This is a genomic window from Kribbella sp. CA-294648 (assembly GCF_050943845.1).
In the GTDB taxonomy this organism is placed as follows: Bacteria; Actinomycetota; Actinomycetes; order Propionibacteriales; family Kribbellaceae; genus Kribbella.
This window is the reverse complement of the sequence record NZ_CP191981.1, coordinates 2,362,380-2,384,851: the sequence shown is the minus strand read 5'-3', so window position 1 is coordinate 2,384,851 and position 22,472 is coordinate 2,362,380. Positions and strand designations below refer to the sequence as shown.

The 22,472-nt window shown below is 65.9% G+C and carries 17 protein-coding genes, 1 tRNA gene and 1 pseudogene; 9 read left to right on the top strand and 10 right to left on the bottom strand.

Going from position 1 to position 22,472, the window contains the following annotated elements:
- Window positions 1-79: 79 nt before the first annotated feature.
- The 5 genes from ACQPYM_RS11615 to ACQPYM_RS11595 all read right to left on the bottom strand — a co-directional run bounded on the left by ACQPYM_RS11615 (window position 80) and on the right by ACQPYM_RS11595 (window position 4,648).
- The gene (locus tag ACQPYM_RS11615) at window positions 80-1,405 is read right to left on the bottom strand and encodes a M15 family metallopeptidase (RefSeq protein WP_433019119.1); all 1,326 of its coding nucleotides are present in this window, start codon (window positions 1,403-1,405) and stop codon (window positions 80-82) included.
- Between the two features lie 144 nt (window positions 1,406-1,549).
- Window positions 1,550-2,656, bottom strand: a complete 1,107-nt coding sequence (gene dapC / locus ACQPYM_RS11610; protein ID WP_433019117.1) for a succinyldiaminopimelate transaminase — start codon at window positions 2,654-2,656, stop codon at window positions 1,550-1,552.
- The gene (locus tag ACQPYM_RS11605) at window positions 2,653-3,519 is read right to left on the bottom strand and encodes an alpha/beta fold hydrolase (RefSeq protein ID WP_433019114.1); all 867 of its coding nucleotides are present in this window, start codon (window positions 3,517-3,519) and stop codon (window positions 2,653-2,655) included. The genes dapC and ACQPYM_RS11605 overlap by 4 nt, the downstream gene beginning before the upstream one ends.
- A gap of 94 nt (window positions 3,520-3,613) precedes the next feature.
- The gene (locus ACQPYM_RS11600) at window positions 3,614-4,210 is read right to left on the bottom strand and encodes a TetR/AcrR family transcriptional regulator (RefSeq protein ID WP_433019111.1); all 597 of its coding nucleotides are present in this window, start codon (window positions 4,208-4,210) and stop codon (window positions 3,614-3,616) included.
- Between the two features lie 30 nt (window positions 4,211-4,240).
- Window positions 4,241-4,648, bottom strand: a complete 408-nt coding sequence (locus ACQPYM_RS11595) for a MarR family winged helix-turn-helix transcriptional regulator (RefSeq protein ID WP_433019108.1) — start codon at window positions 4,646-4,648, stop codon at window positions 4,241-4,243.
- Between ACQPYM_RS11595 and ACQPYM_RS11590 the strand changes: the two genes are divergently transcribed.
- The gene (locus tag ACQPYM_RS11590; protein ID WP_433019105.1) at window positions 4,586-5,053 is read left to right on the top strand and encodes a DoxX family protein; all 468 of its coding nucleotides are present in this window, start codon (window positions 4,586-4,588) and stop codon (window positions 5,051-5,053) included. The two genes, ACQPYM_RS11595 and ACQPYM_RS11590, sit on opposite strands and share 63 nt — an antisense overlap.
- Window positions 5,054-5,075: 22 nt before the next feature.
- On the opposite strand, the gene ACQPYM_RS11585 is transcribed toward ACQPYM_RS11590, so the two are convergent.
- Genes ACQPYM_RS11585 through ACQPYM_RS11575 form a run of 3 tightly spaced genes read right to left on the bottom strand, consistent with a single transcriptional unit; the run spans window position 5,076 to window position 6,760 of the window.
- On the bottom strand, window positions 5,076-5,417 hold the full coding sequence (locus tag ACQPYM_RS11585; RefSeq protein WP_433019102.1) for a GroES family chaperonin: 342 nt from the start codon (window positions 5,415-5,417) through the stop codon (window positions 5,076-5,078).
- On the bottom strand, window positions 5,414-5,677 hold the full coding sequence (locus ACQPYM_RS11580) for a DUF3618 domain-containing protein (protein ID WP_433019099.1): 264 nt from the start codon (window positions 5,675-5,677) through the stop codon (window positions 5,414-5,416). The genes ACQPYM_RS11585 and ACQPYM_RS11580 overlap by 4 nt, the downstream gene beginning before the upstream one ends.
- A gap of 39 nt (window positions 5,678-5,716) precedes the next feature.
- Window positions 5,717-6,760, bottom strand: a complete 1,044-nt coding sequence (locus ACQPYM_RS11575) for a glucose 1-dehydrogenase (RefSeq protein ID WP_433019096.1) — start codon at window positions 6,758-6,760, stop codon at window positions 5,717-5,719.
- A 175-nt stretch (window positions 6,761-6,935) separates the two neighbouring features.
- Here ACQPYM_RS11575 and bcp point away from each other — a divergent pair, with 175 nt between their 5' ends.
- From bcp to ACQPYM_RS11550, 5 genes and pseudogenes are all read left to right on the top strand, one after another.
- A complete protein-coding gene (gene bcp / locus ACQPYM_RS11570) occupies window positions 6,936-7,406 on the top strand; it encodes a thioredoxin-dependent thiol peroxidase (protein ID WP_433019093.1) in 471 nt (156 codons plus the stop codon).
- 350 nt (window positions 7,407-7,756) lie between these two features.
- On the top strand, window positions 7,757-9,376 hold the full coding sequence (locus tag ACQPYM_RS11565; RefSeq protein ID WP_433019090.1) for a substrate-binding domain-containing protein: 1,620 nt from the start codon (window positions 7,757-7,759) through the stop codon (window positions 9,374-9,376).
- 58 nt (window positions 9,377-9,434) lie between these two features.
- Window positions 9,435-9,515 (top strand) — tRNA-Leu (locus ACQPYM_RS11560).
- Between the two features lie 554 nt (window positions 9,516-10,069).
- Window positions 10,070-11,086 carry a tyrosine-type recombinase/integrase gene (locus ACQPYM_RS11555; protein ID WP_433019087.1) on the top strand — a complete coding sequence of 339 codons (1,017 nt, stop codon included), beginning with the start codon at window positions 10,070-10,072 and terminating at the stop codon, window positions 11,084-11,086.
- Window positions 11,087-11,208: 122 nt separating this feature from the next.
- Window positions 11,209-11,451, top strand: a pseudogene (locus ACQPYM_RS11550) (hypothetical protein); the annotation flags it as partial.
- A gap of 592 nt (window positions 11,452-12,043) precedes the next feature.
- Here ACQPYM_RS11550 and ACQPYM_RS11545 read toward each other — a convergent pair.
- Window positions 12,044-14,437 carry a glycoside hydrolase family 2 TIM barrel-domain containing protein gene (locus tag ACQPYM_RS11545; protein ID WP_433019085.1) on the bottom strand — a complete coding sequence of 798 codons (2,394 nt, stop codon included), beginning with the start codon at window positions 14,435-14,437 and terminating at the stop codon, window positions 12,044-12,046.
- Window positions 14,434-15,651, bottom strand: a complete 1,218-nt coding sequence (locus ACQPYM_RS11540; protein ID WP_433019082.1) for an ROK family protein — start codon at window positions 15,649-15,651, stop codon at window positions 14,434-14,436. Before ACQPYM_RS11540 ends, ACQPYM_RS11545 begins: the two co-directional genes overlap by 4 nt.
- Window positions 15,652-15,863: 212 nt before the next feature.
- Between ACQPYM_RS11540 and ACQPYM_RS11535 the strand changes: the two genes are divergently transcribed.
- The 3 genes from ACQPYM_RS11535 to ACQPYM_RS11525 all read left to right on the top strand — a co-directional run bounded on the left by ACQPYM_RS11535 (window position 15,864) and on the right by ACQPYM_RS11525 (window position 22,138).
- Window positions 15,864-17,423, top strand: a complete 1,560-nt coding sequence (locus ACQPYM_RS11535) for a sulfatase-like hydrolase/transferase (RefSeq protein ID WP_433019079.1) — start codon at window positions 15,864-15,866, stop codon at window positions 17,421-17,423.
- An 86-nt stretch (window positions 17,424-17,509) separates the two neighbouring features.
- Window positions 17,510-18,958, top strand: coding sequence for a family 43 glycosylhydrolase (locus ACQPYM_RS11530; RefSeq protein ID WP_433019077.1), 1,449 nt, complete (start codon window positions 17,510-17,512; stop codon window positions 18,956-18,958).
- Window positions 18,959-19,351: 393 nt separating this feature from the next.
- Window positions 19,352-22,138 (top strand): right-handed parallel beta-helix repeat-containing protein, encoded by a 2,787-nt coding sequence (locus ACQPYM_RS11525; RefSeq protein WP_433019074.1) that lies wholly within the window; start codon window positions 19,352-19,354, stop codon window positions 22,136-22,138.
- Window positions 22,139-22,472 lie beyond the last annotated feature (334 nt).

The window sequence follows — 22,472 nt, the reverse complement described above, 5'->3', positions numbered from 1 at the left end:
GTCGGCGTAGTACTGGCTGCTGGACTCGAGCTGCACCCCGCTACAAGTCCAGCAACAGCCACTGCCGTCAGTACGGCTCTCACTTCGGCTGGAAGTGCTGGTAGTCCGGCCTACGCCAGTTGGCGCCCCAGAAGTAGCCCGCGTTGATCAGGGCCCGAGTCGGAGTGCTGGTGCTGAACAGCATGCCCGGACGGACGACACTGCGGTTGCGGTAGGCCAGGCCGTTCGACGGGTACCAGACGTTGTTCGCCGCGAGGTACGGGTTCTCCACGGTGTTGATGTCGATCGCCCAGCCGTACGAGTGCGGGGACAGCGCATACGGGTTGCCGGTCACCTGACGGCAGTTGAAGACGGAGGTGTTGTCGGCGGCCATCGCCTTGATGTCGCTGCCTCCCCAGTAGTCGACCCGTTGCATCCGCCGGATCGGGAACTTCGCGTTGAAGCTCGCGGTCCAGATGGCGATCATCTTCGACACGGCCGCGTCGCGGACGACGAGTTCGCCGCGATGCACGAGACCGTCGAAACCCCAGTAGTTCAAGGTGATGTAGCGCAACTGCGAAGGCTTCACCGGACAGCCGGGCCGGTAGGTCTTGTTGATCGACGGCGCCGAGATGTAGGAGACCTTGGCGTTGACCAGCGCCTTGATCGTGATCACGGCGTACGCCGAGGCCTCGAACGCGGCGGCCGGGGTCTCGAGCGTGACCACCCGCACGGTCTTGGTGGCCGGCAGCTTGTCCGGCACCGGTACTGCGAACGTCCCGTTCGGCGCCGTCCACGCACTCGTCAGCGTGCGCCACCTGCCGTTGGCCCGGTCCTGCAGCCCGATCAGCTTCTTGACGGGCTCGGCCGGGGTCAGCTTCCCCGTCATCCGGACGCCGGTGATGACGATGTACGACGCGGCCGGCTTGGTCATCACGAGCGTGCGGTCGAGCACCGAGACGGTCCGGTCCGGGGTGTTGCCGACGGCGCTGGGGAACACCCCGCCGATGATGACGCGGAAGGTCGCGGCGCCGGGATTCGGCGCGATGTAGGTGAACTTGTAGGCGCCGTTGGTGACGGTCCGGGTCTTGGCTCGCATCACCCAGCCGGCCGGCAGCTTCTCCCACAGGCTCAGGTGCGAGCCCACCAGACCGGTCTCGAGCCGGCCCGTGAAGGTGATCGGACGATCCTCCCAGGCGTTGGCCGGCTGGTTCAGCGTGATCGGCAACTGCCCCGCGGTGACCGTCGGCGTCGTGGTCGGCGGAGTCGTCGTCGGCACCGTGGTGGTCGGCTCCGGCGGGGGCGGCGTTGGCGTGGGTGTCGGTGTCGGATCCGGCGTCGACGCGGTGACCACCGGCGGCGTGGTCGTCGGATCCTCGGCCGCCGGTCCCGCGGTCGCGGGCACCGCGCTCAGGCCGATGAGCATTGCCGCCACCACAGCGGCCGGTCCAAAGGCGCGAACGTTCACGGCCCATTCCTCCCCAGAAAGGGAGAGCCACCCCGGCTCTCCTCACACCCACTAAGAGGGCTTGTACCTAGGAAGACGTCACACCCGAACCTAAAAGTTCGCCTACTCGTGCAATCTTTTGACGGCCGCGTCGATTCGCTCGTCGGTACCTGTCAACGCTACCCGGACATGCCGATCACCCGCAGTGCCGTAGAAGGCACCCGGAGCGACGAGGATGCCTCGATCGGCCAATGCCGCAACGGATTCATAGGCGTCGTACGCCGGGTGGCCGGCCCAGAGATAGAGGCCTCCCTGCGACAGGGTGATCTCCCAGCCGGCGACGGTCAGCGCGTCTCGCAGTACGGTCCGGCGGCGAAGGTAGCGAGCGCGTTGCTCATCCACATGCGTGTCATCGGCGAAGGCGGCGGCCATCGCGGCCTGGATCGGCGACGGCACCATCAGGCCCGCGTGCTTGCGAACCGCCAGCAGCTCGGCGACCACGGCTTCATCACCGGCGACGAAGCCGGCGCGGTAGCCGGCCAGGTTCGACCGCTTGGACAGTGAGTGCACCGCGAGCAGGTTGTCGAAGCTGCCGCCACACACGTCCGGGTGCAGCACGGACACCGGCGTCGAGTCCCAGCCGAACTCCGCGTAGCACTCGTCGCTCACGAGCAGTACGTCGTTTGCCCGGGCCCACTCGACAGCGGTCCGCAGCTCGTCCGGCGAGGTGATCTGGCCGGACGGGTTGCGCGGCGAATTGAGATAGGCGACCCGCACCGGACCGTCGTACTGCGTGGGGTCGGCGACCGGAACGCTGGTCGCCCGGGCCAGCGCGGCGCCGGCCTCGTACGTCGGGTAGGCGAGGTCGGGGATCAGCACGGTGTCGCCGGCGCCGATACCGAGCAGTGTCGGCAGCAGCATGATCAGCTCCTTGGTGCCGATCACCGGGAGCAGACCGGCCTGCGGATCGACCCCGGGCACCTCCAGCCGGCGCGCCAGCCAGTCGACCGCGGCCTGGCGCGCGACCGACGTACCGAGTGTCGTCGGGTACGCCGGTGCGTCGGCCGCGTCCGCCAGCGCCTTCTTCACCAGGTCGGGCACCGGGTCGACCGGACTGCCGATCGACAGGTCGACGATGCCGTCGGGATGCGCGGCCGCCTTCTGCTTGAAGGGAGCGAGCTTGTCCCAGGGGAAGTCGGGCAGACGGCTGGAGGTGGGGGTGAAGGTCACCCCTGCATTGTCTCCTGCACGACTCCGCCCAGCTCACCTACCGCCCGCTCTGTGGATAAGAACGCGGTCGCGGCGGTGACGACGGCGGGATCCCGGAGGATCCGGTTGTGCCCGAGGTCGTCGGTGAGGTGGAGCCGGGCGCCCGGCCAGACGTCGACGACCTTCGCACTGCCTTCGGCGGAGGTCTCACGGTCGGACCGGTCGTGGAACACCAGCAGCGCGGGCAGTTCCCGCTCCTCGGCCAGACTGTCGACCATCGGCGCCACCGCGAAGTTGTCCAGCGGACCGAACCTGCGGGTGAACCGGCGCAGGAACTGCTCCCGCGTCTTTGGCCCGAACCCGAAGTGCGCCTCGTACTGCGCCAGCCCGTCGCGGAAGTCCGTCGCCGTCGCGATGAACACCACCCGCCGCGCACTGAACCCGTCCCGCAGCGCCAACGTCACCGCCGTCGCACCGATCGAGTGCGCCACCACCCCGTACGCCGGTCCGTAGGCGGCGACCATCGCGCGGAAGGCGTCGGCCATCTCGGGGATCGTGGCCCGTTTCGGACCCTCCCGGCCAGGCTCGGACTCGCCATGGCTCGGCGCATCGAACGTGACGACGCGGAAGCCGGCCTCCAGCAGCGGCGAGACGAAGGAAGCGAACTGGAGTCCCCAACCGCCCCACCCGTGGACGAGATAGACCGTCGGACCGTCGCCCCAGCTCTTGCCGCGGATCGTTCCGTTCTCGAAGGGCAACTCGAGAGCGGTTGCCTCGGGCAGTTCGACCCGGAGCCGCCGGGCCTTCTCCGACACGGTTGGCAGGCGGAACCAGATCGACTCCAGCAATCGGCCGCCGGCCGAGGGCGCGACCCGTTCGAACAACTGGAACAGTCTGTGGATTCTTTCAGTCCGATCGTTCGTGCTTTTTTCTGCCGCCATTGCTACTCCTCACAGGGAAGCTCTTCACAGGGGAAAGTCAGAGCTTGGCCGCTTGCAGCAGCCCTTCGAACGCCACCCAGGCCCGCTTCTCGGCCTCCGGGTCACCCAGCAGGCGGCCGGCCAGGTGGTGCGACATCAGCACGCCGCGGATGTCGAACGCGTACTGCTCCGGGTCCGCGTCGGGGCGGAACTGCCCCTCGGTGATCCCGGTCCGGAACACGGTGGCGATCGTGTCGATGTAGTCCCGCTCGATCTGGACCAGCTTGGCCCGCACCGGACCCGGCGGAGCATCGTCCAGTTCCGCCGCGACACTGGTGAAAAAGCACCCGCCGGGCAGCGCGAGATCGCCGTTGCCCCAGCGCAGTTTGCGGTCGAACAACTCGCGCAGCCGGGGCTCACCCCGCGGCATCTTCAGCGCCGGCCGCACCACCCGCTCGGCGAACAGCTCGCCGGCGTAGTCGATCACCGCGACCTGCAACTGCTCCTTGGACCGGAAGTGACCGAACAGGCCACTTTTCGACAGACCGGTCTTGTCGGCGAGCAGTCCGATGGTGAGACCGCTCAGCCCGACCAGGCTGACCTGACGAGCAGCCTCGTCCAGCACGGCCGCTCGGGTTTCCTCACCTTTGCTCACAGGGTCAATAAAAGCACGACCGTTCACCTGTCAGCAAGGGCGACCGGGATCGACCTTCCGATGGACCTGGTCACCGATGGCCTTGAGTTGCCCGAGTTGCTCCGGCGTGAGCGCGTCGATCACGTACTCGCGAACCGCGGCGACATGCCCCGGCGCGGCGGCGACGACCTGCTCGTACCCGGCGTCGGTGAGCTCGGCGACGGTGATCCGGCCGTCCTCCGCATCCGGTCGCCGGATGACGAAACCGCGCTTCTCCAGCCGCTTCACCACGTGCGACAGCCGGGACAGCGAGCCGTTGGCGAAGCCGGCCAGGTCGCTCATCCGGCGGGTGTGGTCCGGCGACTCGGACAGGCCGGCCATCACGACGTACTCGAAATGCGTCAGTCCCGAGTCGCGCTGCAGCTGGTAGTCGAGGACGCCGGGCAGCTTGAACAGCATCGCGGCCAGCGCCATCCAGGCCTCGAGCTCGTCCGGCGTGAGCCAGCGCGTCTCCCCTGTCATGCGGCCAGCCTCCTCGCCGCCGGCCTGACCAAGCTGAGCAAGTCCAAGGCCAAGCTCGGCGAGGATCCGCGGATGGGCTGGACCAAGGACTTCTCCGAAGGCACCCTCAAGCTGATCGGCGCCGCCGAGGCACTGGCCGCGGTCGGGCTGATCCTGCCGGCCCTTCTCGACATCGCGCCGGTGCTGGTCCCGCTGGCCGCGACCGGTCTGGCGATCATCATGCTCGGCGCGATCGTCACCCACGCGCGTCGCAAGGAGTACCCGCAGATCGGCATCAACACGGTCGTCCTGATCCTGGCCCTGGTCGTCGCGATCTTCCGGTTCGGCCCGAACAGCTTCTGACGGCGGGGCGGAGTACCGGGGATTACAGGTAGAGGCCGGTCTGGCCGTCCTCGAGGCGGGGCGCGGCGACGGCGTGCAGGTCGCGCTCGCGCAGCAGGACGTAGTCGTCGCCGCGGACCTCGACCTCGGCCCGGTCCTCGGGGTCGAACAGCACCCGGTCGCCGATCTCGACGGTCCGGACGTTGGCGCCGATCGCGACCACCTTCGCCCAGGCCAGCCGGCGGCCCATCTGGGCGGTCGCGGGGATCAGGATGCCGGCCGACGACTTGCGCTCACCCTCTTGCTCGAGCGAGACCAGGACCCGGTCGTGCAGCATCCGGATCGGCAGCTTGTCGTCGTCGGCCGTGCGCTTGCGAGAGGTCACCGGCGCCCCACCAGCTTGCGGATCATCAACAACATGCCGACGACACCGACGACCGCGGCGCCGACGGCGACCAGCTTCTCGGTGCGCAGCTCACCGCGCTCGTCGAACACCTGCGCCTTGGCCTGTTCGACCTGCCGCTTGGCGACGTTCTTCGGGTGGGCCCGGTCGACCAGCTCGTCGACGGTCGAGGCCAGTCGCGCACGGGTGGCGGCGATGTCCGCCTCGATCTGCTCGGTGGTCCGAGCCTGCGTGTCCGACACCAGGGCTCCCTTCACAGTGTTTGATCACATCTTTGCAGGTCAGGCCCGGAGGTCCACGACCACCTTGATGTCGTCGGCCTCCTTGACCAGTGCCGCCGGCCAGTCCGACAACGGGACGAACCGAGTGACCAGCCGCTCCAACCAGGACTGATCAGCAGCCAGCAACACTTCCACAGCATCCGCGTAGTGCCGCTTGGCCGCATTCACCGACCCCACCAGCGCCGCATTCCGTACTACGAGCTGCCGTGCCAAAGCGTCCAGTTGTACGTCGACTGTCGCCTGGTCCGGCGAGATCCCGGTCAGACACATCACCCCTGCCGGCGGCAGCAGCTTCGCGCAGTCGAACACGAGCCGCCCAGCCCCAGTGGCTTCTACTACTACGTCAGGCGCCACTGGAAGCTCGGAGAGGTCATTGAGGTACTCCGCGCCAAGGTCACGCACCAGCTGGGGCTTGGGACCTTCAGTGGCGCGATCGAGCACAGTGACGGAGTACCCACGTTGCTTGGCTGTTAATGCCGCCAGTAGCCCGATCGGCCCGGCTCCGGTGACCAGCACGCGCTCCGGGCCGTACCAGGATCGCGAGCCGACCCGGTCGATCTGCTCCCACGCCTTGGTGAGGATGCTGGCCGGCTCCACCAGTACTCCGAGGTACCCGAGTCGCGGCGGCACCGGTACGGCGTAGTACGGGTCGACTCGCCAGCGCTCGGCGCCGTACCCGTCCAGCTCCTTGATGCCGCGCTCGGTGTAGCGGCCGTTGCGGCAGAAGTCCCACTCCCCACGCGCGCAGGCCGGGCAGGGCTCGGGGTCGGGCCTGCGGACTATGCCTGCGACCAGGTCGCCAGTGGTGAAGCCTGAGCCGACTGGTGCCTCCAGGACTCGGCCTAACGACTCGTGGCCGAGCACTAGTCGGTCGGTGCCGGCAGGGGCGCTACCGAGGAGGCCACTGCACAGCTCTATGTCCGTGCCGCAGATCCCGGCGTACAGGCCCTCGACCAGGACCGAGCCGTCGGACTCAGGTGGCTCAGGTACTTCGCCGACCGACGCGGAGTCAGCTGTGCCCGGCACTACTGTCATCGCCCGCATAGGCCCCACTCTGCCGCATCGACGCCCTGACTCTCTGTGTGACACAAGCGTTTGGACTACTGGTGAGCCGCTGCGCGGACGCTGTGCACATTCTGCCCCGCCCCGCCGCCCCGGTCAGGTCGGCGTACGGCAGAATGTCGGACAATCACCGTTCCCGTTCCGTGGAGGGCTTCTGATGTCCGATCGTCTGTCCGTCGGTGACCCAGCACCGGACTTCACCCTCCCCGACGCGGACGGCAACGACGTCGCGCTGTCCTCCCTGCGCGGCAAGAACGTGATCGTGTACTTCTACCCGGCCGCGATGACGCCGGGCTGCACCAAGCAGGCCTGCGACTTCCGCGACTCCCTCGACTCGCTGCAGGCCCACGGGTACGCCGTACTGGGTGTCTCGCCGGACAAGCCGGCCAAGCTGACCAAGTTCCGTGAGCGCGACGGCGTGACGTTTCCGCTGCTCAGCGACCCGGACAAAGCGGTGCTGTCGGCGTACGGCGCCTTCGGGGAGAAGACGATGTACGGCAAGAAGGTGACCGGGGTGATCCGGTCGACGTTCGTGATCGACCCGGACGGCAAGATCGCGGTCGCGCAGTACAACGTGAAGGCCACCGGGCACGTCGCCAAACTGCGCCGGGATCTCGGGCTGGACTAGTCCGGCCGGGCGGTCCGGCCGCGATGTCAGGACAAGCCCGCGAAGGGAAACCCTCGACCGTTTCATGTCCGCAGTTCATCCAACGGTCGTTTGAGCAGCTCAGATCTGTGATTTGGGCCACACTCGGATCTCACCTGTTCGCAGCGGTCCGGTAACTCAGAGTGACAATTCTGGCCACCGCAGGGACAACCGGGACCCGATGGGCATTCCGGACCTGATCACAACCCTCCATCCAAGGCGTGAACAAGCACCGCGCTCTTGGCCCTGACCTGTGCAAACCGGGTAATCTGCGCCCGCAGTCTGCCTCTGGGAGGGAGGGACCTGCCGCGATGGGAAAACACTCCTCTGCGGTGACGAAAAGTAACAACAACCGGCGTCCGGTGTATCTGACCGCCGTTGGGCTACTGGTGCTGTCGTTGGGCGCCGTGTTTGTGGTCCGCTCCTTCGGATCGGAAGCCGGTGCCGACGGGTTCCTGGGTAAGTCGTGTGACGACCCGACCCAGATCCGGCTCAGCACGACGCCAGAGGTCCAGCCGTTGCTGGAGTCCGCGGCCAAGTCGCTGGCCGCCAAGAAGGAGAACAACCCCTGTCTGCAGTTCACGATCACCGCGTCCCCTTCGGCCAAGGTGGCCAAGGACGTCGCGGGCAGCACCGAGGGCCGGCCCGATCTCTGGGTCCCGGACTCGTCGCTGTGGGTGGCCCAGGCCGACGACGGCCAGAAGGTGCCGACCGTCGCCGTACCGTCGATCGCGACCTCACCGCTGGTGCTGGTCGGTCGCTCGGACAACTTCGCCGACACCGGGTCCTGGCTCGGCACGTTCGCCGGAGCCGAACCGGCCCTGCTCGACCCGTTGAGCCAGTCGCCCGGCGCGCTGGCGCTGCTGGCCATCCAGGCCGAGCGGCAGAAGACGTCCGCCAGTGACAAGGCGGTCGCCGCGGTCATCGTGCCGACGGCCCAGAAGCTGGGGTCGATGGCGAAGCCGTACACGGATGTGAACGGGCTGTTCAGCCGGGCCGCGCAGGCCGGCAGCAGACTCGTCGTACCGGCTTCCGAGCAGAGCTTCGTGAAGTTCCAGGACGAGCACCCGGACGCCGAACTGAAAGCGGTCGTACCGCGCACCGGCACGTTGCTGCTCGACTACCCGATCGTGGTGACCGCGCAGACCAACGACGCGGTCTACTCCGACGCGGGCAAGGCGCTGGCCGAGGAGCTGATCTCCAACGCGGCCGCCTCGACCCGCGACGACGCCGGGTTCCGGGACCCGCTGGTGAGCGAACTCGGTGCCGGTCGCGGCGTCGGGCCGATCACCCGCCTCACCGCACCGTCCCCGGCGGCGATCGAGAAGACCCTGCTGGGCTGGACCAGGCTGTCGCTGTCGGCGCACTCGCTGGCCGTCGTCGACGTGTCGGGTTCGATGGCCGAGAAGGTCGGCAACAAGACCCGGATGCAGCTCACCATCGAAGCCGCGGCCAACGGCCTGAAGTTGTTCCCGGACAACGCGGCACTCGGCCTGTGGACGTTCTCGACGAACATCGGAAACCTGGGCGCGGACTTCCGCGAACTGGTCCCGATCGCCAAGCTGACACCGGCCCAACGGCAGAAGATGACCACCAACCTGGCGGTCCAGCAGCCGATCAAGGGCGGTGGAACGGGCCTGTACGCCACCGCGATCGCCGCGGTACGGGCAGTCCGCAGCAGCTACGACCCGCTGGCGGTGAACGCCGTTCTGATCTTCACCGACGGCAAGAACGACGACCCGGACGGGCCGACCCTGGCCCAGACCCTGCAGACCCTCGAAGGCCTGCGCAACCCGGCCCAGCCGGTCCGGATCATCGCCCTGGGTATGGGTCCCGACGTCGACGCCAACGAGCTCCGGCAACTCGCCGCGGCAACCGGCGGCCAGGCCTACGTGGCGAAGAACCCGCAAGACCTGCGCGAGGTCTTCATCGACGCCCTGCAGAGCCGCTGAACCAACCGACCGGCGTCCCCCTAAGATGAAGTCCTCAGGGGGACGCCGATCTCCCCTGGCCAGAGTGGTGGAATGGCAGACACGCCGGCTTTAGGTGCCGGTGCCCCCGGGCGTGCGGGTTCAAGTCCCGCCTCTGGCACACACGCTGCGCATACCTGCGCTACGAGAAGTATCAAGCAAGCCGGCTTCGTGAAGCGCTCCAGTGCTTCACGAAGCCGCCGCGCGTTTGGCCATTGGGGCTTGTCCGATGACCACCCCAGTGGACCTGCGTATCCCGGCCCTTCGCATGCCTGCGACGGCGGGCAAGTTGGCCCCTTCCTCCCTGCCTGACCGCGGCCCTCTTCCCCTGCCCACATTGGCCGCACGACGTACCTCAGCGACCATCTACGGCTTGTCGTCGATCGATCACAGCGGTCGGCTAACCGACGCCCGCATCATGCGTCAGCTGGATTGGTCGCACGACCTCGCGCTGACCTTGACCGCGGCACGCGGAGTTCTTCTGCTCAGACCTGAACTCACTGGATCGTTCTACCTCACGTCACAGCGCCATGTGTGCATACCTGCACCACTGCGGCACCTCTGCGCACTTACCCCTGGAGATCGAGTTCTCCTGGCTGCCGACCCGACTACCTCTCTGCTGACGATTTACCCACCAGCGACCCTCGACACGCTCCTGGCTGACGGAGCTGGACTATGACCCAAACCAACAGCGCCGACATCGAAGCCGCCCGCCTTCTGCTCGCACGCCTAGGCGTCAGCGTCACCGACCTCCTGGCCACCGCTGCCCCACCAACGGCCGTCCCTACCTTCGCCGAGTACGTCCCCATCGTCAGCGCAGCCGTCGGCGCCGGAACCCGCCGCGTCTACAGCTCCTACTGGAACCGCCTGGTCGAACACTGGGGCGCCCGCCGCCTCGACGAACCCACGCCCACCGAAATCCGGCAACTCACCGAAACCCTCAAAACCGCCCTCATCGTCCGCCGCAACGCCCGCGGCGGACGCTCCGCAACCGAACACTTCATCGCAGCGCTCCGCTGCGTCTACACCAACGCCGAGAACGACGGCCTCATCAACCCCGGCAGCAACCCAGCCCTAAAGGTCGCCAAACCCCGCCGCCTCACCTCCACCCGACAAGCAATCCCAGACGCACAACTCGCCGAGATCAACCGGATCGCCGCCATGACCGGGAACGACCCCGCCCTCGACACCCTCATCCTCAGACTCCACACCGAAACCGCCTGCCGACGCGGTGGCGCGCTCGCCCTGACCCCCAACGATCTCGATGCCACCCAATGCCTCATCCGACTCAGCGAGAAAGGCGAGACCGTGCGCTGGCAACCAGTGTCCCCCACCCTCATGTCGCATCTCCTGCACCACGCGGAATCCCGCAGCACACCACCAAACGGCCAACTTCTCCGGTACGCCAACGGCCGCCCCATCACCAAACGCCGGTACGACCACCTCTGGGATCGCATCGGACGACATCTCCCCTGGGTAGCCACCCAGCAGATCTCCACCCACTGGCTCAGACACACAACCCTCACCTGGGTCGAACGCAACTACGGCTACGCCACCGCCCGCGCCTTCGCCGGCCACACCGACGCCCCCGCCGCAAGCACAACCGCCACCTACGTCAAGGCCACCCTCCCCGAAATAGCCCAAGCCCTCTCCACCCTTACAGGCGAACCACATCCCCTAGCGAACAGCTGACTCAGGTAAGGGCTTCATGGCGACACGCCGAGCGCTCAACTGTCGGGTGGCAGATGCGCGTAGTTCGGCCGGGTTCGTCTGCGGCGTCCGCGGCCCTGCAGGTACGTGCAGAGCCGCAGCCGCTCCAGGGCGAGACCGCCGACCAGATCTACGCCAAGATCGAGGCCTTCGCGAACTTCGGGTTCGCCGAATCCCACTCCATCAGCTTCGCCCTCCTCGTCTACGCATCCACCTGGTTCCGGCTCCACTACCCCGCCGCGTTCCTCGCTGCGCTGCTGCGCGCCCAGCCCATGGGCTTCTACTCCCCGCAGTCACTGGTCGCGGACGCGAAACGCCACGGCGTCGAGGTACGCCGCCCGGACCTGTGACTGTCCGGCGTGGGGTGCCACTCGCAACGGCCGTAGCAGCGTGGTTCCGGGCTGATAGGCGGCCTGGTATATGGTCTCGTGACACAGCCACATCTGCGGCTGCTCGGGATGGTGCAGCCGAAGGTGCCGTCTGATCTGCCCGGAGCTCCACGAGCCGCTGACGCTTGGCCGTCTGCGCCCGGCGACCCGGTCCCTTCTTCACACGACGAGACGACAACACAACCTCCCAATGGACGAAGTGTTGCAACCGTCAGTAGAAAACCGCCACCGTCGATAGGGGGTCAGGTTCACCCGACGTCGACAACCAGCGGCGTCGGCAACGCCACGGATGGCGCTCCACACGTCTCCCATGGGGTAATTCCGAGCCATTCCCCGATCTGCGCAACCGGCTGCGCGCTCCCAAGGCGAGTCGCTGAGCTACTTACCGCGCGACGCTCATCACCCTTTGACTAGGTTGGACTGCCAGCAGACAGCGGTCCCGGGACCCGGCAACCTCCACCGTGCCGAGCGGTCCCCCGTTCGGCAGGGCGCTGAACCGCAAGGTGGCGGCTCCCCCGCTCTCGTTTGTCAAATAGCTCCCGGGCGGTCGTCAATCGGGCTGGGGTGTGAACATGACGACGAGTTCGCAAGCATCATGGTCAGGATGCTTGGCAACAACGCGGGTGCTGCTCGGCCGTCGGTCGGTCTGCTGTACTGCTGCGAGCCAGACAGCTCCGCTGGAGCCGGTCCCGCGGCCGTCGAACGGGTTGTCGCCGATGAGCCGGGCGGTCGGTTCTACCTCGAACGACACCAATCCATCGCGCCAGGCGCGGGGATTGCCGAACGCGTCAACGACGCCGAACTGCAGCCGCGTCGTATCGATGCCGTCGTTGGCGATGACCTCGTCATCTGCGCGGAAGTGAAACAGGTCGCGTGATGGATCGGCCGATAGCCGGACGGTCGCCCGGTGCTCGTCGCCGATGTAGCCGTCGATCTGCAGTTCGTCGGGACGTCCATGCATGCGGTGGATGGTGGAGAAGTCGGCGAAGAACAGCGGTCTCATCGAGTGCGGGTATTCGTCGAAGCTGGGGACGAGCGTTTGGATGAGCTTTCCGTCGAGACGCAGTTCGAGCAGGTCGCAGTTCGAGGCGATCGCGGCACGCGTGGGCGGCCCGTCCGGCTGGCCGGTTGAGTGCCAGTCCCAAAGGAAAGCGGGTGCGATGACCAGCCGCTTCTCTGGTGCGACCAGCGCGCGATACGGAGCGGCGCCCGGCTTCAGTATCCGGAACACGTCGCCGACGCCGGCCGCCTTCACGCGGTGCCCTTGAGGCTGTTCCGAAGTGGCTCCCCACAGCCGGCCGAGTGACGTCTGGTAGTCGAACGCCACCCAGTTGACGATCCCGGCTGCGCCATCTATCGCGGCCGCTCGATCGATGGCCGCCGCGTGGTGCAAGGCCTGCGCGTGTTGCGTATGACCGTCGACGGCGCTGTTGAAGTGCGTCGAGAAGGCGGGATACTGGCCCACTGCTTCCGCAATGAGGTACGGATAGGGCGGGGCCGGTAGGAACACCTGCTCGTCGTCCTCATCCCACTGATAGTTGTTGTAGCCGAAGACGTCAAAGGGCCAGACGAGGTTGCCACGGTCGTCGATTGCACTGTCGAAGTCGGACGTCTGGTGGCCGCCGATCCGGAAGCGCGTGGCACCGCTTGTTGGCCTCGAATCGAGTGATGCGGCGAGGCGTCGTACCTCATCCCAGAGGCCGGGTGTGAAGGCGCGGGACTCGTTGAGGAAGAGCCCCCACAACACCACTGAGGGGCGGTGGCGGTCGCGCAGGATCATCCGTCGTACCTGGTCGATGTGCGCGGCCCGGAACGTCGGGTCGATGTCCTCGTCTGGGACCGGATGCCATGGCGAGTCGGGATAGGTCTGGTCGCGCAGAACCGTGCCGGCGTACTGCCAGCCGGGAACCTCCTCGAACACCAACAGTCCGAGTTCATCACAGGCATCCAGGAAGGCCGGGGTCGGCGGGTAGTGCGAGGTGCGGACGAGGGAGACGCCGAGGTCCTCCTTGAGAATGCGTGCGTCCTCCCTCGCCGAGCGGTCGGACGCGGCGAAGCCGACGTACGGAAACAACTCGTGCCGGTTCAATCCGATCAGGAAATGGCGAACGCCGTTGAGCCGGAAACCGTCGCGTTCCCACTCGACGGTGCGGAAGCCCGTCCGCTTGACACAGCGATGACTGCTCCCGGTTGCGCTTCGCACGGACACGACGACGTCGTACAAGACCGGAGCATCCACGTCCCAGAGCTGAAGCTTGACTGGATCGGGGACCAGGGCGACCGAGGCTCGCCCCGAGCGCCCTGTGGGGACCAGTTCGCGCTCGGTCGACACCACAACCGCTCCGGCGCCGTCGATAACGTCGGCGCGGACAGTGGCGGGGCCAACGGGCTCCGCCCAGTCAAGCTCGGCGTCGATGTCAATGGCGACGTGGCCGTCGCGGATTGCCGAGTCGACACGAACTTCGGCGACGCGCAGGTTCGGAGTCCGCAGCAGCCAGACCGGCCGATGCATGCCGGCGGGCAGGTGAAAGTCGATATCGGCGGAGCCGAGCGGAGAGCCCATCGGCGGTATCGGCAACCAGCGGCCGTCTACGCGAGCGTCGATCCGGACGGCGCCGTCGACCGGACCAAGCTCGTACTCGACCGGGAGGAAGCCGGCATCCCGCTCGCCGAGGTCGTGGCCGTCGACACTGACTCCTATCCGAGAATGCATCCCGTCGAAGCGTAGGAAGTGACGATCGCCGGGAGCGCCGTGCACGTGTAGCTCCGTCGCATAGTTCCACTGCGCTTCCCAGAGTGCAGGGTCCCAGTCGCACCACGAGAGCTCGATAACCGGTTGGGGGCCGTGCACCGAGCGGGCGGGGACAAGCCCGTCACTCCGGGTGAGCGTCCAGTCATCGATCCGGCGGATGGTGTCCGACAGGGCGGTTGCATCGGTGGTCATCGAGTTCCTTCGCGTTGGTCGGTGACGTCTTCGAGCAGGGCCGGGTATCCCTGCAGGAGCGTCGATTCATGGAAGACAGCGGCGATCGCTCCAAGCACGCCCTCGGCGTTCGCTGCCCGGCCGCGCATGATGCGGATCGGCTGCTCGTCGCCGACGCGCGCTAATCGGTCGAATGCGGCCTGCGCTGCCCGAAGAAACGCATCGCCGATCAAGGTGGTGTCGCCTGAAACGATCACGCGCGCCGGGTCGACGACAACACTGGCACCGGCTAGCGCGGTCCCTACTGCTGTGCCCGCTGCCTCGACGACGGCCATCGCGTCTGGGTCGCCCCGACTCAGGGCGATCCGCAGCGAATCGAGGTCGCGCAGGGCAGGCGACTTCCGCCGCGCCGAAATCACCATCGAGGGTAGTGAGGCAACCGTCTCCAGGCATCCGCGTTTGCCGCACCGACACATCCTCCCGTTCGGCACCACGACGACGTGACCGATCTCCCCTGCCCTCCCGGCCGCTCCATGTGTGAGCCGGCCGCCCAGAACAAGTCCGCCGCCAACCCCGTGAGCGATCCGGAGAAACAGAACGTCGCCACCACTGTGCTGAGCGTCGACTGTCGCCTCCCCCAGCGCGGCGTACCGCGTGTTGTTGTCGAAGATCAGCGGGGCATCGATGTGCTGGGATAGGGCGTCCCGGATGGCCGTGATACGGGGGGAGTTCGCGCCCGGCCCCAGTTCCCCCATCTCCAGGGGACCTGGGAGTCCCACTCCGACGCCGGCGAGTAGGCCCAGGCGCACCCCACCCGCGGAAGTCATTTCGGCAGTGGCGGCAGCTGCGGCGGCCGCGCGCTCCGTCCAGCTGGATGACTCGGCGTATCCACGGACGTGGTCCGCGATCACCTCGTGCGAGGCGTTGACAACGGCGAGCCGCACTTCGTGGTGGCGGAAATCGATGCCCATGGCTTGACCGACGGTCGGCTGAAGCGCGACAAGGGAGGCAGGACGGCCGCGACCCACAGCCGGCTCATTGGGGCCGTGCCCGATCTCGACGACTGCGCCGCGCGAGATGAGGTTGGCGGTGATCTCGGAAAGAGTCGTGCGGGAGAGCCCGACGCGCTGGCCGAGGTTTGCCCTGGTCAGCGGTCCGCTCTCTCGGAGCTCCCGTAGGACGCGCTCCTCGTGCACTCGCCGGATCTGCGTGTGTACGCCGGTGTACTTCGGCATAGATGCAGCAGAACATTCACAACTTTTTCCGACCACCCTCCGGCATATAACGAATCGGCAACGACGGCCGTGCGGCCGAGCGTCGCGAAATCGAATTCCGTCGCCTCATTGACGGAGGAAATCGGCCTGCCTATGTTCGCGGCGATATTCGGCACCGCTCCCCACCGCTGGGAGTCGAGACACAGAGGGCCCCGATGGATCTGCAGAACCGCATGGAACCGAGCACGGACGCCGACGCTGGACGACCCAACATTCTCTTCATTCTCACCGACCAGCACCGCACAGACACGCTGGGCTGCTACGGCAACCCACTGGGCCTCACACCGGCTCTGGACTCGCTCGCGGCAACCGGCACGCGCTTCGATCGCTGGTACACCCCGACGGCCATCTGCACACCGGCCCGGGCGAGCCTGCTCACTGGGCATGCGCCGTTCCGACACCGTCTGCTCGCAAACAACGAGCGCAACGTCGGCTACATCGAGGATCTCGCGCCCGACACGTTCACATTCTCGGAGCAACTCCGCGTATCAGGGTACCTGTGTGGGCTCGTCGGCAAATGGCATGTGGGCACGAACAAGACAGCCGCCGACTTCGGATTCGACGCTGTGGACTACCCCGGCTGGCATAATCCGATCGACCACCCCGACTACCTGGCGTACCTCGACGAACGCGGGCTTCCGCCGTACCACATCCACGATCAGATCCGCGGGACACTGCCCAACGGCGGGCCGGGCAACCTGCTGGCTGCACGTCTCGACCAGCCCGTGGAAGCGACCTTCGAGCACTACATGGTCACCCGGGCCATCGAGAAGATGGAGTCGTACTCCGCGGCCCGCCGAAACGTTGGCACGCCCTTCTTCCTCGGACTGCACTTCTTCGGCCCACATCTGCCATACATCTTGCCGAACGAGTACTTCGACCTCGTGGACGCCGACCTCATCGAACTCCCCGCATCCATCCAGGAGAGCTTCCACGGCAAGCCTCCCGTGCAGAAGAACTACAGCGCGCACTGGACCTTCGACACCATGCCGCTCCACATCAGTCGGAAGCTGATCGCCGTCTACTGGGGATACGTCGCGATGATTGACGCGGAAGTCCGCCGCCTGCTCGACGCGGCAGAGCGGCTCGGCATCGTGGATGAAACCGCGGTCTTCTTCAGCTCCGACCACGGCGAGTTCACCGGGTCCCACCGCCTGCACGACAAGGGTCCCGCGATGTACGAGGACATCTACCGCACCGCCGGGATCGTCCGGATCCCCGGTGGTGTTCCTGGCCAGGTCCGCCAGGAGTTCGTCAGCCTCCTCGACTGCACCGCGACCATCCTTGACCTGGCAGGAGAGGATCCCACCTCGGCTGTCGACTCCCGGAGCTTGGTGCCCATCCTCCGTGGTGAAGAGCCCGTCTGGCAGGACGAGATCGTTTGCGAGTTCCACGGGCACCACTTCCCACACCCGCAGCGGATGATCCGGACCGGTCGGTACAAGCTCGTGGTCAACCCGGAATCCGTAAACGAGCTTTACGACCTCCAGATCGATCCAGACGAGCTCCACAACCGGCACGAGCACCCGGAGTACCGAGAGGTGCGATCCGAACTGACCGCGCGGCTGTACGTCTACTTGCGGGAGCGCGGGGACAACTTCTACCACTGGATGACGTCGATGTACGACATCGGTGCCGTTGGCTACGACCCCACCCTCAGTGGCTTCGACGAAGGCACCTACACCGAGGTACCTGCACCGGGTTCCGAACTCGAAACCGAAAACGTCCCCTGACGCCACTCCGCCATGGCAAAACCAAGGAGCTGCACATGAAACCATTTCTCGGACACCGCCGATCTGGTCCGGCTAAGCTGCTCTCCATGCTGAGCGCGGTCGTCGCCCTCCTGGCGGCCGCGCTCTCAGCACCGGTGCCGGCACAGGCAGCCGCGCCGTACAACCACATCGCCAACGACACCGTCTGGGAAGACTCGTCCGGCAACGAGATCAAGGCCCAAGGCGGCAACGTCTTCAAGTTTGGTTCCACCTACTACTGGGTCGGTGCCTCGCTTGAACCGCTGTCCGAGGATCCGCACAGGAGCATCAACCTGTACTCGTCGCCCGACCTGGAGAACTGGACATTCGTCAAGGTATTGCTCACGCAGTCCGGGAGCACCGGTGACCTTGCCGTCGGCAACTGGCTCGGACGGCCGCAACTCGGCCGCAACCCGACCACCGGACAGTTCGTGCTGGCAGTCGGGGTAGCAGTGCAATCACCCGAGCTCGGCAACAAACTGGGCTTCGCGACCAGCTCGACGATCGACGGTACCTACACGTATCACGGCAGCTCCATCGTCAATGGCTACACGATCGGCGACCACTCCATGTTCGTCGAAGGCCCGAACGCCTACCTGGTCTACGTCGCCTACACCGCCACAACGGCGAAGACGATCAGCGTAGCGCCGCTGGGAAGTAACTGGCTCTCAGTCGGTCCGGCGATCTCCGCCATCGCGGACACCACCCATGAGGCCCCAGGAATCGTAAAGGTCGGGTCCACCTATTACATGTTCGCATCCGGCAAGAACTGGTGGGCCCCGACCGCCACCGCCTACCGGACCAGCACAAACCTGACCAACTGGAGCGCCTGGGCAACCGTACCGACCAGGCCGTCGTCCGCGGACTCCTTCGCCACCCAGTTCGAGCAGATCATCCCGGTCACCGGAACCAGCGGCACCTCCTACCTGTTCAACGGCGACCGCTACTCACAGTTCGCCGGCGGCTCGGTCCCCGCACCCGACGGAGCCGGCCGCAACGCCTGGTACCCGCTAACCTTCGCCGGTGGCGTGCCAACCCTCCACGGCGCCACCGGCGTCAACGTGAACGCGGCAGCCGGAACACTGCAATGGAACCCCGTCGCCAACGGCCGATTCGACCAAACCGGCGCAGGACCCACCGTCCCCCAATGGCCAGTGACCGGCACCACCGACGCCGTCAAGACCGAAGCCACCACCACCAGCAACAGGAACAAACTGACGTTCTGGAAGAACGCGGCCTACATCGCCTCCGCAAGCCAGACCGTCCCCCTCCCGAACGGCACATACAAGCTGCAATTCTCCTACCGATCCTCCGGCGGCCAGAACAACGCATCTCTGAAACTAAAGGGCCACGGCGGCACCGACATCACCTCCGACCTCACCACCGCCACCAGCACCTGGACCACCACCACAGTCACATTCACAGTCACCACCGGGACCGTCACACTCCTCGCCGCAGCCGACTCCCCCGCATCGAAATGGATGAACCTCGACAACATCTCAATCTGGCCAAACTGATACCCCGGCGAGCTGGGCCGTCACACCGGCCCAGCTGTGCTCGAGGAGCTCGCCGACGCGGCACGCAAACGGCGCCCGTGGCCGCGCTTCAACCAAATGGCTACGAGATGCGCCGTGCGCACGCAACACACCCCAGACCGCAGCAAAGGCCACCTGGGATTCCGCTGTGCCGCCGATCCGGCATAGGAGCGCCGCTCACCATTTCGCCGAGGTAGCCGTCACGCCGAGGCAGCGGGCGTAAACAACGGCACAACGTTTCACCCACACAACTGTCGCGTCGGCCGAGCACGTCGCTACCGCCCACGGGACGAGATCGGGCATACCCGAAGCCCGGCGAACCACGAGATCGAGGTCATCATGTCACCTGCTCCACGGCGCCCAACTTCAGCCCCTATGTCTCGCTGTCGCCGCGCAATCATCAGCGTCGTCGTCGGCCTCGCAGCGGCCATTGCCCCGCACGATATGTCCGCGTCATGGGCGAACACGCTAGGCACCACCTACTACGTTGCCACCACCGGCTCCGATACCAACAACGGCACCTCACTCGGCACCGCATTCAAGACCACCACGAAATGCGGAACAGTGGCCGTCGCCGGCGATGCCTGCCTGATTCGCGGCGGCACCTACCGTGAGACTGTAAGGCCGGCATCGTCGGGGGTCACCTTTGCTGCCTATAGCACAGAGAAGCCGGTTGTCAGTGGGGCCACCCCGGTCACTGGTTGGAGCCTGTGGCAGGGATCGATCTACCGTGCCTCGGTCACACTCGACGCAGGGTACGACGCGACGCCGATGCCCGGAAACACTCAGCTGGCCGCTAACCAAATCTTCGCCTCCGGCAGAATGTTGCCCGAGGCACAGTTCCCTGAGCCCGGCCCAGATCCTGTATGGCCGGCCTGGGCCAAATTGGACTCCGCGACACTCGACCCTGCCACCAACCCGCCACTCGGATCACCGCGCACGGGGAACCTCTTGGACTCCGACCTGCCGAACCTACCGCCGCTCAGCGGATCGGTGATCTACTTCACCGGAAACTGGACCGCTCTGAGTGGCACTGTGACCGGCAATACGGCGGGCTCACTCGACTTCACGATCCCGGAATCGTCCCCGGCGCTATACCCTAGCGACCCAACCGGCGACAAGGACTACCGAGTCCTTGGCAACCTGAGTTTGCTGACTCAACCCAACGAGTGGTTCTACGACAGCTCTGCCGAGCAGCTGTACATCATGACGCACGGCAGTGTCCCCACAGGCATCGAAGCCAAGCGGCGCAACTACGCGTTCGATTTGCGTGCACGCTCCAACATCACCGTATCGGGAATCGGCGTCAACGCGGCGACCGTCATCACTGATGACACTAGTACGGGAATCAACCTAGACGGAATCAACGGGACCTATCTGTCACACTTCGAAACTCAGCAGTATGACTCGGCACTGCCGAGGAACGGCGTGTATGAAGCAGCCCACCGCGCGGACACGGGAATCATCCTCCGCGGCAGCGGAAACAGCATCACGAACAGCTCGCTCGCCTACAGCGCAGGTGGCGGAGTGGCACTGGCCGGCAACAACAACAGCGCCGAGAACAATCTCATCCGAGATGTCGGGTACCGCGCCACCTACACCGGCGGCGTCACGATGTTCGGGCTCAGCACCGGTCAATCCGTGCAGCACAACACAATCTACTCGACCGGCCGCGACGGCATCAACATCGTCACTGGAGTCGCCGCACAGCAAGAGTTCCAGGGCAACCGCATCGCGTACAACAACATTGCCCAGTTCGGCAAGCTGACTAAAGACTTGGGCGGCATCTATACCTGCTGCAGCATGGATTGGTCGACCAGCCGCATCGATCACAACACCATTCACCACTCGGCTGGCAACCTCCGTAACGGCATTTACATAGACAACGGAAGCTACAACGCCCAAATCGACCACAACGTCACCTGGAACACTGCCCGTGGCCTGTTCGTCAACGGCTCCAGCACGCCAGGCATGCTCGTTTACAACAACACCTTCGCCGAAGATCCTGTGACAAGTTCCTCAATCCGCGCCCTGGGTGCCAACGGGACGTCACGATTCGCCAACAACATCAACACCGCGAACACGACCTACGGCACTCCCCCGGCAGCCCAGATCGACCACAACATCGATCAAACTACGGATCCCCAGTTCGTTGCTCCGGCTCGCGGAGACTTCCATCTGGCCAGCGGCTCTCCGGCAATCGCCGCCGGTGTCGCCATCGCTGGCGTAACGGTCAACTCATCTGGGCAAGCCGACGTCGGCGCCTACGAATGGGGTGACAACGAATGGAGAGCTGGGTGCTCGTTTTCCGGGTGCCAACCTCAACAACCTGTCTCCGTCGACGACTCGGTGACCGGAACCGTTTCAGGAACTTTCCAGTACAACGGCACCGGCTGGAGCCACTGTTCGAGCTGCTCCGGGAGCGCCACCCTGTACAACGGCACCAATAGCTGGAGCTCCACCACTGGTGACACCGCAACGTTCCGCTTCACCGGAACCTCGGTAGAGCTGTACGGCGTCGTCAATTCCCAGAACGGGCTTGCCGGCGTGAGCATCGACGGTGGTACGGAAGAGCTCATCGACTACTACGCACCGACCCGCTCCGGGAACAGACTGCTCTGGACCGCAGACGGCCTAGCCAACACCGTGCACACGCTTACCGTTCGTGTGACCGGCACCAAGAACGCCGCGTCGACCGGCAGCACCATCACCATCGACCGAGTCGCCTATCCCCCGCCGGCCCCGCCTGCCGCCGTTTCCGTAGATGACTCCATCACCGGCACCGGCCCCGGCAGCTTCCAGTACACCGGCTCCGGGTGGAGCCACTGCACCAGCTGCGCAAACGGCATTCAGATGTACCAAGGCAGCAACAGTTGGAGCTCAACGACCGGAAACACCGCAACTTTCACCTTCACCGGCAGATCCGCGTCGCTCTATGGCGTGGTCAACTCCCAGAACGGCATCGCCGGCGTGAGTATCGACGGCGGCCCTGAAACCTTCATCGACTACTACTCTCCCACCCGAATCGGCAACAAGCTGCTCTGGTCTAGTGACGGGCTCACGAAGGCAACACACACCATCACCGTCCGGGTTACCGGAACGAAAAATGCAGCGTCTAGCGACGATGTCATCACGCTCGACCGCGCCGTTTACCAGCCATAGGAAGTCCGGAAATCATCAGGTCCGGCCTATAGCTCGGGCCGCTTTCGAGCCGTCCCCTCGCCAGTCAGCACTGGCGAGGGGAACCTGCGAGCTCCGACGCCACGCGATCAAGAGGCTTCTTCGTCAGCGCGATGAGACACACCCAAGCAGACCGACCGTTGGAGAGCAACAGCAACTCGACCATCGAGCCGTTGCCCAAGGCATCGGGTCACGATAGGAGAGTCGCTACGCCACGGTGCATCACCCTATGACTGGCCGCAGTCTTCAAGGAGCCGCCCGCCGTTCGGGCTGGACGCCGCCTGATCCACCGGCCAAGAGCACGATGCCAAACCTA

What these genes read in the sequence shown, in the direction of transcription:
- ACQPYM_RS11595 (WP_433019108.1), bottom strand. Translation starts at nt 4,648, where the DNA reads ATGCTGTTCAAGCTGCCCGGCGTCCTCGACTACCAGCTGCAGCGCGAC.
- ACQPYM_RS11540 (WP_433019082.1), bottom strand. Translation starts at nt 15,651, where the DNA reads ATGCCGAAGTACACCGGCGTACACACGCAGATCCGGCGAGTGCACGAG.
- ACQPYM_RS11615 (WP_433019119.1), bottom strand. Translation starts at nt 1,405, where the DNA reads ATGCTCATCGGCCTGAGCGCGGTGCCCGCGACCGCGGGACCGGCGGCC.
- ACQPYM_RS11575 (WP_433019096.1), bottom strand. Translation starts at nt 6,760, where the DNA reads ATGCGGGCGATGACAGTAGTGCCGGGCACAGCTGACTCCGCGTCGGTC.
- bcp (WP_433019093.1), top strand. Translation starts at nt 6,936, where the DNA reads ATGTCCGATCGTCTGTCCGTCGGTGACCCAGCACCGGACTTCACCCTC.
- ACQPYM_RS11590 (WP_433019105.1), top strand. Translation starts at nt 4,586, where the DNA reads ATGCGTCAGTCCCGAGTCGCGCTGCAGCTGGTAGTCGAGGACGCCGGG.
- ACQPYM_RS11555 (WP_433019087.1), top strand. Translation starts at nt 10,070, where the DNA reads ATGACCCAAACCAACAGCGCCGACATCGAAGCCGCCCGCCTTCTGCTC.
- ACQPYM_RS11525 (WP_433019074.1), top strand. Translation starts at nt 19,352, where the DNA reads ATGTCTCGCTGTCGCCGCGCAATCATCAGCGTCGTCGTCGGCCTCGCA.
- ACQPYM_RS11535 (WP_433019079.1), top strand. Translation starts at nt 15,864, where the DNA reads ATGGAACCGAGCACGGACGCCGACGCTGGACGACCCAACATTCTCTTC.
- ACQPYM_RS11545 (WP_433019085.1), bottom strand. Translation starts at nt 14,437, where the DNA reads ATGACCACCGATGCAACCGCCCTGTCGGACACCATCCGCCGGATCGAT.
- ACQPYM_RS11530 (WP_433019077.1), top strand. Translation starts at nt 17,510, where the DNA reads ATGCTGAGCGCGGTCGTCGCCCTCCTGGCGGCCGCGCTCTCAGCACCG.